Consider the following 16,194-nt stretch of genomic DNA (forward strand, 5'->3'; position numbering starts at 1 on the left):
GGAAATTTCCCTTATGCCCCTGCAGGATCACCCTGCCGATGCTCCGAGAGGTAATCGATTAATGTCACGAAGGCGCGTGCCCGGGTGTTGATCACGCTCAGAGCACTATCCAACTTTTCAATTGGGTCCGTGAGAGTGGGGTCGATGGATTCCTCTTCTGCTTCCTCCATGGTCCTCATGACATCCAGCCCCCTTGGAGTGCTGAGGAGTTCATCCTTCCAGGTGTCCTTTGCCAGAAGAAGCGATCCAAACAGCAATCTTCTTATCTGTGTCGCCTTATTTTCGAGAATCATAAACCGGTCGTCAACCATATCGTTGAATTGATCTCGCATTTCATCATCTCCTTTGATTTTCAAGTCTATTCTTTATGCTAACAGATGCGGGGTACTGAGGGACAAAGGAGAATAAGGGGACAGACCGGTCCAACAGTAGCCAACAGTGCATGACGCCTGTTACTATAGAATGCACATGGCCGAATCGGTTCTAGGAAAAGACATAGGGATGAAATTTCCCCACTTTACGCTCCTCAAGGCCTCTGCCGGATCGGGCAAGACTCACAACCTCACGAAGAGGTTTGTCCAGTTCCTCCTTTCCGAGAAAGTGCCTCGAAGCCTCCTGAGAAACATGCTCGCCATCACCTTTTCGAACAACGCAGCCACGGAAATGAAGGAAAGGACCCTCTCATGGCTCAAAAAGCTCCACTTCGGGGAGAGTGAAAAAGTGGAGGACCTCTTGAAGATTACCTCCCTTGACCCTGAAAGAATGAAAGAAAAGGCCGGCCTTCTCATAGATGAAATCCTTGACAGTTACTCGGACTTCCAGGTAAGAACGATAGACAGTTTCATGACGACCGTCTTCAAGGCGTCTGCCATAGACTTCGGATACAACCCTGACTTCGAGGTAGTCCTGAGCATCGACGCCCTCATGGAATACTCCTTTGATCTCCTCATGCGCAGCGCAAGAGAAGGGACAGCAGAGGCTTCCTTTCTGGGAGAGATTGTCGACTCTCTCCAGGAGCAGAAGAAGGAAGGTGAATCCTACCTCTGGGACCCCTCGGCGGCCCTCCTTGAAGAGATCAAGAAGATTTACAGAAGGCTTTCCTCTCGAGGGAAACAACCTGAGATCGAGGACTATGGCGAAGACCTCAAGAGGATAAAGGAAGAGATAAGCGCCGTCATCGAAACCATAGAAAAAGAGATCGGAGGATCGGGACTGAAGAGGCACGGCAATTCCTCTTATAGAACGATTTTACCCCTTGTCAGGGCGAGGAACTTTCCCGATCTCATCGGAAAGGGATTTGCCAACCCTCCGGTGGGCAAGCCACAAAAAGGGAATGAAGCAGCGTACGAGAGGATATTGGCCCTATGGCGAGATGCAGAAACATTGATCAGCAATTTTGCGGTGATCTTTGCCTACTCGCGCTGCACGCCATATATTAAGGCTTATCAGTCCTTCACTGGGACCGTCGAAATCGTCAAGAAGCAGCAGGGCAAGGTCTTTCTTGAGGATATCAATTCGCACCTTGCCGGGTATCTCGACAGCGCCATCGTCCCTGACGTCTATTTCAGAATAGGCGACACGATTTTCCACTTTCTCATCGACGAGTTCCAGGACACCTCACCCGTACAGTGGCGAAATCTTTTCCCCCTGATAGAGAACTCCCTTTCCCAAGGAGGCAGCCTCTTCACGGTGGGGGACACGAAGCAGGCCATATACGGCTTCAGGAACGCCGACTACGCAATCATGAAAGGACTCGAACGGGACAATCCCTTTCCCTCGGCTGAACATGCCGTCAGGGAGTTGGCCATCAACTACAGGAGCAAAAAAAGGATTCTCGAGTTCAGCGAGAGGATCTTCAAGGAAAACCTTGCCCGGAACGCTGAATACCGTGAGGCTGGAGAGAGAAGCGGGCTGACCGATTACGTCCAGAAGCCAAGGGAAGAAGAAAGAGACGAAGGGTATGCGGAAGTCTCTCTCCTGGGGAGAAATGACGAGGAACCTCCCGAACGGACGAAGATCCAGGAGCTCGTCGGGGACCTGAAAAGGCGTGGATACGACTACAAAGATATCGCGGTGCTTACTCAGACGAACGAGGACGCTGTGAGCGCCACCACCTGGCTCAATGAAAAGGATATACCGTTCATTTCCTATAGCAGCCTCGACGTGAGAAGGCGCAAGATAACGGGAGAGATCGTGGCGCTCATGAATTTTCTGGACGCACCGACCGACGACCTCTCCTTCGGGACGTTCATCCTGGGGGAAGTCTTTATAAAGGCAGTGGCCAGGGAGTATCCTGGAATTGATATCGAGATTCTCAGGGCGTTTTGCTTTGACCAGCGGGAAAACCCACCCCTCTATAAGGCGTTCCAGGAAAGCTTCGGCGATCTCTGGCAGCGGTATTTCGAGGGGCTCTTCAGATCGGTCGGCTTCTTGCCGGTTTATGATCTGGTTACAGAGATTATTGCCCTCTTCAGGGTCTTTGAGAACATGCCTGAGGAGGAATCGGCCCTTGTCAAAATTCTCGAGGCCGTGAAGGACTTTGAAGGTGGTGGATGCAACAGCATCAAAGACTTTCTCTTGACAGCCCTCGATGACGAGGGCGGAAATGAATGGGAGATGGCTGTCCCGAAGAATACGAACGCCGTACAGGTGATGACCATCCATAAGGCCAAGGGTCTCGGTTTCCCTGTCGTAATTCTCCTCCTCTACGAAGTAAGGAACAGGGGCTTCGAATACATCGTCGAGGAGAAGGGCAGTAGTGTCTGCCTTCTGAAGATCAGCAAGCAATCAGCCGCTTGTGACGAGAACCTCCGGAATCTCTATGATCAGGAGAGGATGAGAGAGATGGTGAACAGGCTGAACACCCTCTATGTGGGTTTCACCAGGCCGGAGAGAGAGTTGTATGTGATCGGAGTGAAAAGTAGCCGGGACATGGCATACCCCTTTGTCCTTCTTCCCTTTGATGAGTTTTCACCTTCTGCCGCCGCTCAAAAAGCCGTCGAAGCAACATCCCCACCATCTCCTCCTCCGGCGCCCTCCCCTCTCCTTCACCGCAACCGACAGTTCGAATCTCCCGCCACTTCCGCAGAGTTCATGACAATCGGGGAGAAACGGCGGGGTGAGTTCATTCACAAGGTCCTGTCCTCCATTGACTTTCCCGGTACCGAGACTGAAATAAAAGAGGCCGTCAGGCGCGTCCGTGAGAACACGAGGTCTGTTTATCCACAGGAAGAAATAGAAGCTCTTGTCATGGCGCTGACCGGCAGCCGCGACATGGCAGGCTACTTCAGGGCGGCACCGGGGAGAGAGGTTAAAAAAGAGCAGGAATATGCCGACGGCTCAGGCAGGCTCTTCAGGATGGACCGTGTGATCATAGACCCGGCCGGCATAACGGTGATCGATTACAAGACAGGAAAGGACAAGAGAGCGCTCGAAGAGCACAGGTCACAGATGAGGAACTACATGAGAATCCTTTGTGAGATATATCCGGGCAAGACGGTGAGTGGCATCATTGCATTTGTGGACCTCGGGGAAGTCGAGAAGATCGGATGAGTGTGCTCGTCATCCCATCGGGGCAAAATCTGGTGGATCGGGTCCTTGCTCACCTTGAGGGGAAAGAGAGAGATTATTCCTCTTCACTGGTGGTCTTCCCAGGCAAGAGACCGTCCCACTTCTTGAGAAAGGCGCTGGCACGAAAAGTGGGATCGAGCTTCGTCCCTCCGACAGTGCTTTCAATGGATGAGTTCATCGATTCCGTCTGCGATGAGTTGAATCTGGGGAGGAAGATTGAAACCATTGATGCCGTGGCGATTCTTTATGACACCCACAGGAAATCGTATACTCCCCTTGGCGGACAGGGTTTCATGACGCCTGACAGTTTCTTTTCCCTCGGCCTCAAGATATATCGAGACATCGAGGAGCTTGCCATAGAAGGCGTCAATCCCGGTATGGTCAGGGAAGTGGAGACTCTTTTGGCGGATGAATTGCCGGAACAGACAAGGGGAAGACTACAATCTCTCTCTTATTTTCATGAAAAGTTCTACAGCGATATCAAGGACCTTGGTCTATCGAGCAGATCCATGAGATATCAGGCAACGGCCGCGCACATCGATGAGGCTTGGTTTAAGAGATATGGGAAGGTGATCTTCGCCGGCTTTTTCGCCCTTACCCAGGCGGAAAAAACGATCTTTCAAAAGCTTTCTTCGAACGACAAGGCGGTTTTTCTCTTCCAGGAAGGGACGGGATTGAGAGAAAAACTCGGGAATCTTGGTATCGCCTATGACCGCCCGAAGGAGGGAGCAGGAGAACCCGATGTTCAGTTTTATGGTAGCCCCGATACACACGGCCAGGTCCTGGCCCTTGGGAAGATACTTGAAACGCGGCTTGAGGCCGGAGAGCCCTTGGATGAGAAGACTGCAATTGTCCTGCCGTCGTCAGAGACCCTTTTCCCTCTTCTGCGTCAAGGACTCTCCGCCTTCACCGAGAATACTTACAATGTCTCTCTGGGATACCCGCTGCACCGGACTCCGGTCTTCGGGTTTCTCAATAACCTTATGGAGCTGGTCACTTCAATGGATGGGGACCGCCTCTATATCCCTGACTACATGAAATTCGTCCTTCACCCCTATACGAAGAATATCTACTGCAAGGGGAAATCAGAGATCACAAGGATACTCTTTCATTCGGTGGAGGAGGAACTCATCAAGCACAGGGCAAAGACCTTTGTGACTCTGGCCGAGATAGAAGGCAATGGAAACCTCTTGAAGGAGGTCATAGAGGAGCTCCCCAGGGAAGAAGGCGTTACTGCAGAGACCTTGAGAGAACATCTCAAGGCCATTCATAAGAACACGATAGAGAGATTCCTCTCCTTCGGAAACATCGGAGACTTCGCCAGGAAGTGCACAGAGATTCTCCGCTATGTCTTTCACGAAAGTACCGCACGCCTTCATCCTCTCTTTTTTCCCTTCGCCGAGTCTTTCATAACTGCCCTTGACCTTATTCCCGGCTCGCTCATGAAGGATATGGCCTTCGCGGAGAGATCGAGCTATTTCATCTTCTTCAAGAAATATGTGATGACCTGCCACACGCCCTTTACCGGCACTCCTCTCAGAGGGCTGCAGATCCTGGGATTTCTCGAAACGAGGAACGTGAAGTTCGACACGGTCTTCGTCCTCGACGCCAACGAGGAGGTCCTTCCCGATACGAAGAAGGAAGAGACCCTTCTGCCGTTCAAGGCGAGGGAGATACTGGGCTTGCCGACCTATAGGGACAGGGACAAGCTGACGGCATATTACTTTGATGTGCTCCTCAGCGGAGCAAAAGAGGTTCATATCTTCTCCATCGAAAACGACAAGGCAGAGCCCTCGAGGTTCGTGGAAAAACTCCTTTGGGAGAGGCAGAAGAAGGACAAGCAAACTTCACCCATACCTTACGTCAGACCTATCCAGTACCAGGTGAAACTCTCCAATAACGTCCCCGGTCCGATCCCGAAAACTGACGATATGATCGCTTTCCTCAGAGACCATCACTACAGCGCTACGGCTGTTAACCGATATCTCACGTGCCCTCTTCAGTTCTATTACGCTTCTGTCCTTGGTTTCAGCCGTAAGGACGAGATCACGGGTGCTATCGAACGGGATGAACTGGGCAGCTTCGTCCATACCATCCTGAAGAGCTATTTCCTGCCGAGGCGGGGCAGGCCTTTGAAGGAAGCCGATCTTGCCGTCGGAGAAATGGATTCTCTCGTTGAGAACCTCTTTGCAAGCGAGTACGGCAAAGAGCTGACCGGGGCACTCTATCTTCTCAAGAGACAGGTGAAGAGACGCATGTCAGACCTTCTCAAGGGCTACTATATTCCACTTTTGCGGAAGAAGACACTTACCATTTTGGAGACGGAAGAATCCCTTGGGCTGGAAGTCGACGGCTTTCACCTCAAGGGGAGGCTTGACAGCGTAGAGCAGCGAGGCGACAAAACGGTCATCGTCGACTACAAGACCGGCGCCGGCCAAGCTTATCTCAAGATCAACCTCGAAAAGCTCGACGTCGCAAGAAGGGAAACGTGGAGCGAGGCAATAGGAAGCATTCAGCTTCCCTTCTACCTTGTGCTTTATACTGAAAAGAAAAGAAGGTCAATAGACGAGTTTAATGCGTTATTTTTGCTCCTCGGCCGTTCAAGGATATCGGAAGACATGGAATTGACCCTCTTTGACGGTTCATCTCCGGCGGAAATGTTTGTGCCTCTGAGAGCCGTGATCTTCAAGCTCCTTGGCGAAATCATAGATCCCCGTATTCCTTTTTCAGCCACAGAGAACATAAGAAATGTATGCCCGACCTGCGATTTCAGATACATCTGCGGTACTTCATGGGTAGTGAAGTAAATGGTGAGGGCTTCGATCCATGCGTGCCTTTCGGACAGTTTTGCAACACCAGGTTATTTCTTCTCGGAAGGGGCCGGGACTATGGCAGGCGGCGAAGGAGGCGCCTGGGCGGTCTTCACAAAGGGTGAGTTCGGAAAGTTCTTCTTCAGTTCCTCATATTTCCTTTCCGATTCTGCCTTCTTGCCCATTGCTTCAAGAATCTTCGCGGACTCTGCCAGGGCAAGATCTTTGAAGGAGCCTGTCTTATAATTTGCTATCGCATCGAGGAGTTTGAGCGCCCCATCGTTGTCGGCCTTCTTAAGGCTTATCATTGCCATCTTGTAGTACGACAGAGGAACGAACCGCTCATCATCGGGGAAGCGTTCGTTCAGCTCCCTCAAGCTCTTGAGGGCCGCATCATATTTTCCCATGTCGTAGTAACAGCTCGCAATGTAAAAGAGAGCATAGGCTGATTTCCTCGCGTCATAGGCCAGCTGAAATTTCTCCAGGGCTTTCTGATACTGCTCTTCCTTCTGGAGAGGCTGTTTCTGATTGATCCCATAGTATATCCGGTAAGCCCCATATTCAAGGGCGTCAGCCTTTGTCTTCATGGTTGAGCGGTATATGAAGAAAGCCGAAACCACGATCATGAGGAGGGCCGCGCCTATCAGGACCGGCAGAAGAATATTCTTCCTCTCAACGAACGATTCTCTCGCGTGATGAATAATGTGTTTTACGTCTTCTTCTTTCTTCACCGGTTTTGCGACTCTCTTTTTAATAGCCTTCGGCATCAATTCCCCCTTAAGGATTTTTCAACGAGTAATCTTGCGGTACCGAAGATTGATTCAATGCGGTTTTCGTCTATGCCAGCTGCGAGGAGAATCTTCTTCGCCGTATCCTTTGTAATGAGGTCTCCCGGGCTGTGGGAATCGGTATTGATCGTCACAGACACGCCGAACCTGATCGCTTCCCTGGCCACGTAACCATTCGAGAGTGAGTGTCCCTTCCGTGAGGTGATCTCGAGGACAACCCCCTTGTCTTTCGCGAAGAGGATGTCCTCAGTACTGATCAGTCCGGGGTGCGAAATGATGTCCGCACCAGCCTCAATGGCGGCCCTGTTTGTGCCTTCAGCCACCGGTTCAACGATCGTCTCGCCGTGGACAATCACGAGCTTCGCTCCAAGAGAGCGGGCTTCTTTCACAAGGTTGGGAATGAGTTTCGGCGGCGCATGCGTTATCTCAGCGCCGGCTATCACCTCGAGAGGAACGAGGCCTCTGAGCTTGTTCAGAGCATCCACGAGGCGCGGCACAACAAAGTCTATGTTGGACTGGTCCACGTGGTCTGTTATGGCGATGGCGCTGTAACCCGTTGCAGCAGCCCTTCTCACGAGCTCGTAGGGCAGGAGCTCTCCATCGCTCAGTATACTGTGGGTGTGAAGATCAATCATCCTAAGAAGATACCGTAAACGGGGCCGAAATGTAAAGCCCGTGCGTTCGCGGAGTGTCAGTCGGTATCTTCTTCGGAAGGCACCGATTTGAGTGTTGCGGCCGCCCTATTTCTGATCGCTGATCTCCACGGATATATAGAATGTCGCACCGTTCCTGAAGATCAGGAAAAGATATGAATTGCCCGCCTTATGGATTGCATCGCTCAAGTCCTTCAGGGTTTTTATAGGCTGGCGGTTGACCTCGAGTATCACGTCTCCTCTCTGGATCCCGGCCTCTGCCACGGCGCTGTTCGGCTCGACATCGGTCACCACGATCCCCTCTGCCCTCTTCATCCCCAGTTCCTTGGCAATCTCAGGGGTGACCGGCTGCAGAGACATGCCAAGCTGCTTCTGCACATCCTGAGCAGGCTGACCGGTTTCTCCTTCCTTCATCTCTCCTACGATGGCCGTTACCTGTTCCTCTTTTCCGTCTCTGAGCACCTTGAAGCTCGCCTTCTCGTTGGCAGGCATTGCCGCGACCATACGGGGAAGCTCATGGTAATCCCTTACGATCTTCCCGTTCAGTTCCAAAATGATGTCGCCCCTTTTCAGTCCGGCCTTCTCAGCAGGACCGTCAGGTACGATATCGGAAATCAGGGCGCCTGTCGCCTCCTTCAAACCGAAGGACTTTGCAATGTCAGGGGTCACCTCCTGAATGGATACGCCAACCCAACCCCGCGTGACCTTTCCCCGCTCTTTCAACTGGGGAAGGACTTCCTTTGCCATATTGATCGGCACAGCGAACCCGATCCCCTGCCCTGACGAGATTATGGCCGTATTAATGCCAATCACTTCGCCGTGGTAATTCAACAATGGTCCTCCGCTGTTGCCGGGATTAATGGAAGCGTCGGTCTGGATAAAGTCATCATAGGGTCCGGCGCCGATCACCCGACCCTTTGCACTAACGATGCCCGAAGTAACAGTCTCTGAAAACCCGAAGGGGTTCCCTATCGCCAGGACAGCCTCTCCCTCCTTCACCTTGTCCGAGTCCCCCAGAGGGGCAACAGCAAGGGTATCGCCGGCATCGATCTTTATGAGGGCAATGTCTGTTTTTGGGTCTGTTCCGATAATCTTGGCAGGATACTGTTTTTTGTTGAAGAGGATTACCGTTATATCATTGGCCTTCTGAACGACATGATTATTCGTGACGATATACCCTTCCTTGCTTACAATAAAACCCGAGCCGAGACCCTTTTTCTTAAATTCCTTTGGTTCCTGGTCGCCGAAAAATTTTTTCCAGAAGTCCTCGTCGCCAAAGGGCGCGCGGAACCCCTGCGGCAACCCACCGCCCTGCACCGTTTGGGTCACGCTGATATTCACGACTGCGGGCTTGAGGCTCTCCACAAGTTTCGAGACTGTCTCATTCGTCAAGGGTATGGCCTTCCTCGTTTCCGACGGAGGAAGCGTAGTCCAGAAGGGCGCAGCAGAGGCAGGTATCCCCTGCAGCAGCAGGAACAGCATTACAGGAGCGGTAATATTCGCTATCGATGTCAACCTCTTCTTAATCATGGGAAACCTCACTTTTTTCTGTTTCTTGGAGTAATCTCAACGACCATGCTTAATCTATACCATCTTATCCTCCATGTCAATACCTGCATATGATATACTAGAAACGGACATGGCTGTACTTCTTGACAACAGGCTGGAAACAATCCTTCATATCCTCGACACTCTTGCCATGTCTGCCCTTATCGTTGACGGAACCGGTAAGATCGCCGCAGCAAACTCTGCAGCATTGAGCATGTTCCGGTACACTCTGGAAGATCTTGCCGGTGCGGATGTTGCCGAAATCCTCTCCTCAGATCCGTCTCTTTTCCCGGCTCCACCGAATCCTTCTGCGATCAATGGTGAAGATCTCTGCGGTCTGAGACCGCAAGAGACCCATGTCGAGTCTTTCTGCACAACGAGAAACGGCGAAGTCTTTGTTGCTATGGTCTCGATCATCCCCCTGCCCGCAGACGACTACTCGGTCGTTGTCGTCAGAGAGATATCGGCTCAGGGCAAACTTGGCCTGCCCGTTGGTACGACGAAGCTCATCGGAGCACTGCGCGATAAGATGAAACAGATTGAGCTCATCAATGAACTGAGCGGGATGGTGAATTCGAGTCTCAGTATCGGCACCATCTTCAGGATCATGATGTCAGAAATCAGGAAAATGATAACCTACGACAGGGGCAGCATACTCCTCTATAATGAGGATGACCGTAATCTTGTTATCTTCGCCCTTGACACTGATATGGAGACGGTCTTAAAGAAGGGAATAAAGGCCCCCCTCGATTCTACGAGTGCCGGGTGGGTCATTAAGAATAATCGCCCATGGATCAATGGGGACCTTGCTGTAGCGATGCGCTTCACCTCTGATCAGAAATTGCTCGACGAAGGCATCCGGTCGACCGTCAGCATTCCCCTGTTCCAGGACAGGATCCTTGGAGTCTTCAATCTTGACAGCAAGGAACCTTGCCGCTACACGGAAAAGGACCTCAGGATTCTGCTCCCTGTCGCAAAACATATATCCATCGCCCTCGAAAACGCCCTCCTCTTCGAAGAGATATCGCGAGAGAAAAAAGAGTGGGAGAAGACCTTCGATGCGATCACCGACATGGTCTGGATCCAGGGCGGCAGGCAGCATGTTATCCGTGCCAATAAGACCCTCTTGCAGAAAGCGGGTCTTTCCGCCTTTCATGTTATGGGGAAGTCATGCAACGAACTCTTGAAGAGGCTCGGCATAACCCGCAGCGAATGTATCTGCTCCAATACGGTCTCCTCAAAGCAGCCTGCCTTTGCCGAGATGAAAGAAGCCGGTGGAAACATCTTCCATTTCTGGTCATATCCCCTTACTGATGATGACGGCCGGCTCTATGCCATCGTCCACTACCTGAAAGATGTCACTGCCCAGAAACGCCTTGAACACCAGCTTGTACGAGCCGACAAACTCGCTTCCCTCGGCACCCTCGTTGCGGGCATTGCCCACGAGATCAATAACCCCCTCGGGATCATCGCCGGCTATTCTGAGGCCCTCATCGAGAGGGCTAGGGATGAGGCCCTTCTCGCCATGAAGGAGTTTGAAGACTTTCCCGAGTACCTCGAAACGATCAACGGCGAGATGTTCCGTTGTAAAGAGATCCTCAAGAGTCTCCTCGAATTTGCCAGGCCCCATGGCGGGACATTCCGTGAACTCGACGTGAATGAACTCATAAAGGAAGTCATACTTCTCGTGAACCATAAGGCTGTCCGTCTCAAGCACCATATCGAACTCAGGCTGAACAGGGACCTTCCGAAGATAACCGCTGACCCCGGAAGTCTCAGACAGCTTTTCATGAACATTATTATAAACTCCATGTATTACACCCACGAGGGAGGATCCATCCTTATCGAGACCGGCGTCGACGACAACTGCGGATGCAACCCCTCTGCCGGGCTGATTACCATAGTCATTGCAGATACGGGAGAGGGTATACCGCCTCATCTCCTTCCAAGGGTATTCGATCCCTTCTTTACGACAAAACCCGTCGGAGAAGGAACAGGATTGGGACTCTCCATCTGCCACAAGATTGCCGAGGAGCACGGCGGCACCATCGACGTGGAGAGTGAAATCGGCAAGGGATCACGCTTCATTATAAAGCTTCCTGCCAAAGTACATGACAAGAATTCTCGTTGTTGACGACGAAGAACCCTTCAGGAGACTTCTCAAGAAGGAGCTGACGAGGAAGGGTTTTGTTGTTGAGGTTGCTCCTGATGCAGAGACGGCCCTCAGCATACTCAGGGAAGCCGTCTTCCATGTCATCCTCGTTGATATCGTCATGCCCGGCACCGACGGTATCTCCCTCATGAAGAGACTGAAACAGGACCCGGCAGCCCCGGTAATCATTGTCCTCACTGGGAAGGCGACCGTAGAAACGGCTGTGGAAGCCATGAAACATGGTGCCTTCGATTACCTTTCGAAACCGTACAAACTGGAAGAACTCACCATCATTATCACCAGGGCCTATGAGTACGGCCGTTTGGCTCTGAAGACCCAGCTCCTTCAGCAGGAGCTCATGAGGCAGGAATCCCCCCTCGAGTTCGTCGCGAAGAGCTCCCGGCTCAAGAACATCCTTTCTCTCGTCAGGAAAATCGCCCCAACCGATTCGACGGTATTAATTCAGGGAGAAAGCGGAACGGGGAAAGAGCTTATTGCCAATGCCATCTGGCATTACAGCAAGAGGAACGAATTGCCCTTCATAGCACTTAACTGTGCCACTTTCTCTGAACCTCTCCTCGAGTCTGAGCTCTTCGGATATGAAAAGGGATCCCATTCGACCGCCTACGACACCAAGTACGGCATCGTTGAAGTGGCTGATAAGGGCACCCTCCTTCTCGATGAGATCGGCGAAATTCCTTTGAATCTTCAGGCTAAGCTCCTCCGTTTCCTTGATTCCGGAGAGTTCAGAAGAGTGGGCGGAAATAAAACATTCAAGACAGCCGTCAGGGTCGTTGCTGCAACAAACAAGAACCTTGCGGATTCCATCAAAGGCGGGTTGTTCAGGGAAGATCTCTATTATCGGTTGAATGTCATAAATATAGCGATCCCTCCGCTCAGGGAACGGAGAGAGGATATACCGGAACTGGCAGGGTTCTTCCTGAGGAAGTACAGCCAGAAAATGGTGAAACCGATTATCGATCTCACTCCGGAAGCCCTGTCGTTACTCAATGACTACCGTTGGCCGGGAAATGTGAGGGAGCTTGAGAACGTGATTGAGAGGGCCGTCATCCTCTGTGACACTGAAATGATAAGGCCGGAAGACCTCTCAATTCCTGCGCTGCCCACGCCAAGAGAAATGCCCCGGCACCCTTCATTGGAAGATATGGAAAAGGAGTACATTCTGCGGGTTCTGAGAGAAGCCGGGGGTAATCAGTCGAAGACAAGCCAGATACTCGGCATCGACAGAAAAACGCTCTATCTGAAGCTCAGGAAATACGGAATTCTGAACACATAGGAGTAGTAAGTCACAACTCGCTCTCCCATTGCCAGCACCTGACATGAAGATTTCCTCTCTCAATGGCGAGAGTTGCAGCAAATCCGGGCGCGACGTCCAGATCTTTCAGGATCCACGACGTTCCCCTTTGTGTGTCTCTTATCTCAATCGTTTCAGCGAGGTCTCCTGGAGAACCGATCACTTCAATATCCGTCAAATTGTTTGTAAGCCCGGTTCCTTGGGCCTTCAGATATGCCTCTTTACGGGTCCAGAGGGTATACAATGCTTCAAGCCTGGAATGTTCAGGGAGCAAATTCAGTGATTCTGCCTCTCCTCGAGAACAGGCTTGAGCAACAAGATCGCAGACTGAAAGATCCGGACGGATGTATTCAATATCCACTCCTACCTCCCGATCGAGGGCAACAGCGAAAAGGGCAAGGCCTTCGGAGTGCGAGGCGTTGAACCGCAGAGCTTTCGCGTTCGTCCTTTCTTTAATCGACGGCTTCCCATTCGGTCCGAAACAAAACGTCAGATGGGAGGGATCTCTCTTCAAATACATCCCGAGAATTGATCTGAGCAGACCCCGCGCCGCAATAAAGTGGTCACGGTCTGTCTGAAAATGAAATCTCCCGGCCCTGCTCAATTCATCCGCCGACAGTATATGCTCGAGGGCCCTCATTTGAGGAGGCATCATTTCAAGAGAAGCGCGCCAGACGTGAACCTCGTCGTCTTTCAACACCAAGAGCTTAGGAGAAGCACGCCACAAAGAGTTGCCCATTTCTTAAAGAATTATCATCTCTCACAGTACTTGCTCTTTTCCTTCCTCACCGGTATCTCACTCAGGTAGCGGTTCAGATGGTCGGCCCATATTCTGACGTAAGGCTCATTCAAGATGCTTTCATGATCTGCGCCGGGAACCTGATGAACCCTCAGTCCGCCGTCAATCATCTGTCTCAGGCCTTCTCCGAATGACAACTGATCAGAATGACAGAGTATGATTTTTCCTTGGTACCATTTGGGAGTGTGTCTTTGTATGGCGTTTCTGTAAATAGCCATAAGATAGAACCCCCTGAGTGCCATAGGCAGTGGTTGTCCCAGTTGGCAATAAACATTGCAGATCGCCATCTTGATTCTTTGCTTGCCTGTGTGTGCAACGGCACCTCCGATCGAAGCGAATGCGGCCGGCAGTTTCCGGAACACATAGGCCATCTTGTAGCCAAACTGCAGAGGGGCAAGCTTTCTGATGTGATGAACTATCCGCGAGCAGAATAAGCGAGTCTTTGGCAAACGAGTTTTTGGCAATGAAATATGAGGTGCAGCTGTAACAGGAAAGCAGTTCCGCGGCGGGTCAAGGAGGAACAACAGGGGAACCTCTTCTCCCTCCTCTCGTAATTTCTGGGCCATCTCGAGGGCTATCATCCCGCCAAAACAATAGCCACCGAGTAAATAGGGACCCCTCGGCCGAACAGTCCGTATTTCCTTTAAATAGTGAGCAGCAATTTCCCTGACGGTAGTAAGCTGTATCCTTCCGTCCAGACCCTGGTGAAGAAGTCCATATAAGGGTTGATCAGCATCCAAATAGCGCGGCAGCAGGCTGTCGCTAACTTGGCCATGCACCCAGAAGAAAGGCGGCCTGCATCCAGCAGGCTCAATAGGTGTTAACGACGAAAATTCCGCTGACCAGCCTTCCCTTGTCAGCATTTCGGCTAATTGCGCAATTGAAGGGAACTGAAATATGGCCATAACAGGGAAGGTGTTTGTCGTCATCTTCCTTATTTCAGACGCTAATCGCACCGCAAGCAGGGAATGCCCTCCCAATTCAAAAAAATTGTCCGTTATTCCCACCGGCTGAACCCCGAGTATTCTTTCCCAGGCTTTGGTCAACTGAAATTCCAGGGTGTTTCGGGGAGTCACGAAGGGTTTTAGCTGCACAGGCATCGAGAGGTTCGCTATCGATAGTGCCCTTCTGTCCACCTTGCCGCTAGGAGTCAGAGGTATGGAGTCCACCATGACAAATGCAGAAGGTACCATATAGCTCGGAAGCTGCTCCCTCAGAAAACTTTTCAGTTCATCTGCCGTGACGACTGACTTCCTGTTGGGTGCTACATAAACCACCAATGCATTCCCGCCCGAGCCATTTTCGCGAGCCATGACGACCGCGTCTTTTACGCCTGCGTGGCCACGGAGCGTGGCCTCAATTTCCCCAGGCTCGATGCGGAAGCCGCGAATCTTCGCCTGTTGGTCGGTCCTCCCAAGGAATTCGATGTTGCCGTCCGCCAGATACCGCGCAAGGTCGCCTGTCTTGTAAAGCCTTGCCCCCGGTTCTCCGCTGAAGGGGTCTGGCACAAATTTCTCCATCGTTAGGTCATGTCGGTTCAAATACCCTCTCGCAAGACCAACTCCCCCTACGTGCAGTTCCCCCTGTACCCCAACGGGAACGGGATTGAGATAGCGATCCAGTATGTATATCCGCGTATTGGCTATCGGTCGCCCTATGGGAGGGAGCGCCGGCCAACTCTCCGGTACCCCCTGGAGGGCAAAAGCGGTTACGACATGGCTCTCCGAAGGCCCGTATTGATTGTAGAGCGCACAGTCGCCGAGCCTCTCCATAAACCGCGTCAGATTTTTGGTTGCCTGTAATTGCTCGCCGGCAGTAACAATCTCCTTAAGCGGAGGAAGGCTCTCCAGGCTACTTATTGCGACTTCGGAAAGAAGCTGTAGGGCCACGAAAGGGAGAAATATTCTCTCAATTTTTCGTCTATTCATAAATGTCAACAGTTCAAAGAAATCTCTCCTCAAATCTTCCTGAATGAGAACCAATTCGCCGCCTGAGAACCAGGTGGAAAATATCTCCTGGAAGGAGACATCGAAGTTTAAAGAAGCAAACTGGAGGGTCTTTCCGTCTTCAAGAATCGAGTTTTTGAGTTGCCAGGCGATCAAATTGCAGAGAACCCGGTGTTCCATCATAACCCCCTTGGGTCTTCCGGTCGACCCCGAGGTATAGATCACATAGGCAAGATTGTCTGGTCTCACGGCACAAGCGGGGTTCATCGCGCCCTCTCCCTTTATGAGCCCCAGCGCTCTGTCCAGACAAACCGTCTTCACAATGTGTTCGGGCAGCATGAACTTCAGTCTCTCCTGGGTCAATACCACGGGGCAGCCGGCATCCTCAAGCATGAACTTCAGTCGTTCCTTTGGGTACGTAGGGTCTAAAGGAACATATGCCCCTCCTGCCTTGAGAATGCCGAGGATTCCGATGATCATCTCCAATGAGCGCTCAACACAGATCCCCACCAACACCTCGGGACCAACGCCGCACTTCCTCAGGTAATGGGCCAGTTGATTTGCCTTGCTGTTGAGTTCCCTGTATGTCAGTTGCTGATCCTCAAAAACCACC

10 protein-coding genes are annotated in these 16,194 nt (G+C 51.7%); 4 read left to right on the forward strand and 6 right to left on the reverse strand.

The features are described 5' to 3' along the window. Positions 1 to 11: 11 nt before the first annotated feature. Complete coding sequence (locus VFG09_03670; protein ID HET6514232.1) at positions 12 to 332, reverse strand: hypothetical protein; 321 nt, start codon at positions 330 to 332, stop codon at positions 12 to 14. A 169-nt stretch (positions 333 to 501) separates the two neighbouring features. On the opposite strand from VFG09_03670, the gene VFG09_03675 reads away from it, so the two are divergent. Both VFG09_03675 and VFG09_03680 read left to right on the forward strand, forming a co-directional pair. After that, the gene (locus VFG09_03675) at positions 502 to 3,552 is read left to right on the forward strand and encodes a UvrD-helicase domain-containing protein (GenBank protein HET6514233.1); all 3,051 of its coding nucleotides are present in this window, start codon (positions 502 to 504) and stop codon (positions 3,550 to 3,552) included. Continuing rightward, on the forward strand, positions 3,549 to 6,377 hold the full coding sequence (locus VFG09_03680; GenBank protein ID HET6514234.1) for a PD-(D/E)XK nuclease family protein: 2,829 nt from the start codon (positions 3,549 to 3,551) through the stop codon (positions 6,375 to 6,377). Before VFG09_03675 ends, VFG09_03680 begins: the two co-directional genes overlap by 4 nt. A 53-nt stretch (positions 6,378 to 6,430) precedes the next feature. On the opposite strand, the gene VFG09_03685 is transcribed toward VFG09_03680, so the two are convergent. The 3 genes from VFG09_03685 to VFG09_03695 form a co-directional block, all read right to left on the reverse strand. Next, positions 6,431 to 7,147, reverse strand: a complete 717-nt coding sequence (locus tag VFG09_03685; GenBank protein ID HET6514235.1) for a tetratricopeptide repeat protein — start codon at positions 7,145 to 7,147, stop codon at positions 6,431 to 6,433. Next, positions 7,147 to 7,803, reverse strand: a complete 657-nt coding sequence (locus tag VFG09_03690; GenBank protein ID HET6514236.1) for a histidinol phosphate phosphatase domain-containing protein — start codon at positions 7,801 to 7,803, stop codon at positions 7,147 to 7,149. Before VFG09_03690 ends, VFG09_03685 begins: the two co-directional genes overlap by 1 nt. A gap of 105 nt (positions 7,804 to 7,908) precedes the next feature. After that, positions 7,909 to 9,351 carry a DegQ family serine endoprotease gene (locus tag VFG09_03695; protein HET6514237.1) on the reverse strand — a complete coding sequence of 481 codons (1,443 nt, stop codon included), beginning with the start codon at positions 9,349 to 9,351 and terminating at the stop codon, positions 7,909 to 7,911. A gap of 109 nt (positions 9,352 to 9,460) precedes the next feature. Here VFG09_03695 and VFG09_03700 point away from each other — a divergent pair, with 109 nt between their 5' ends. After that, on the forward strand, positions 9,461 to 11,503 hold the full coding sequence (locus tag VFG09_03700) for an ATP-binding protein (GenBank protein HET6514238.1): 2,043 nt from the start codon (positions 9,461 to 9,463) through the stop codon (positions 11,501 to 11,503). After that, a complete protein-coding gene (locus tag VFG09_03705) occupies positions 11,481 to 12,818 on the forward strand; it encodes a sigma-54 dependent transcriptional regulator (protein ID HET6514239.1) in 1,338 nt (445 codons plus the stop codon). The genes VFG09_03700 and VFG09_03705 overlap by 23 nt, the downstream gene beginning before the upstream one ends. A gap of 10 nt (positions 12,819 to 12,828) precedes the next feature. Here the strand turns inward: VFG09_03705 and VFG09_03710 are convergent, their stop codons facing one another. Further along, positions 12,829 to 13,476, reverse strand: coding sequence for a 4'-phosphopantetheinyl transferase superfamily protein (locus VFG09_03710; GenBank protein HET6514240.1), 648 nt, complete (start codon positions 13,474 to 13,476; stop codon positions 12,829 to 12,831). Positions 13,477 to 13,589: 113 nt separating this feature from the next. After that, positions 13,590 to 16,194: amino acid adenylation domain-containing protein (locus tag VFG09_03715; protein HET6514241.1), on the reverse strand; the 2,605-nt coding region annotated here is incomplete at its 5' end.

This window comes from Thermodesulfovibrionales bacterium, from assembly GCA_035686305.1.
Lineage (GTDB): Bacteria > Nitrospirota > Thermodesulfovibrionia > Thermodesulfovibrionales > UBA9159 > DASRZP01.

Excerpts from the sequence above, each read along its gene's own strand:
- VFG09_03670 (HET6514232.1), bottom strand. The coding sequence starts at position 332 with ATGCGAGATCAATTCAACGATATGGTTGACGACCGGTTTATGATTCTC.
- VFG09_03675 (HET6514233.1), top strand. The coding sequence starts at position 502 with ATGAAATTTCCCCACTTTACGCTCCTCAAGGCCTCTGCCGGATCGGGC.
- VFG09_03680 (HET6514234.1), top strand. The coding sequence starts at position 3,549 with ATGAGTGTGCTCGTCATCCCATCGGGGCAAAATCTGGTGGATCGGGTC.
- VFG09_03685 (HET6514235.1), bottom strand. The coding sequence starts at position 7,147 with ATGCCGAAGGCTATTAAAAAGAGAGTCGCAAAACCGGTGAAGAAAGAA.
- VFG09_03690 (HET6514236.1), bottom strand. The coding sequence starts at position 7,803 with ATGATTGATCTTCACACCCACAGTATACTGAGCGATGGAGAGCTCCTG.
- VFG09_03695 (HET6514237.1), bottom strand. The coding sequence starts at position 9,351 with ATGATTAAGAAGAGGTTGACATCGATAGCGAATATTACCGCTCCTGTA.
- VFG09_03700 (HET6514238.1), top strand. The coding sequence starts at position 9,461 with ATGGCTGTACTTCTTGACAACAGGCTGGAAACAATCCTTCATATCCTC.
- VFG09_03705 (HET6514239.1), top strand. The coding sequence starts at position 11,481 with ATGACAAGAATTCTCGTTGTTGACGACGAAGAACCCTTCAGGAGACTT.
- VFG09_03710 (HET6514240.1), bottom strand. The coding sequence starts at position 13,476 with ATGAGGGCCCTCGAGCATATACTGTCGGCGGATGAATTGAGCAGGGCC.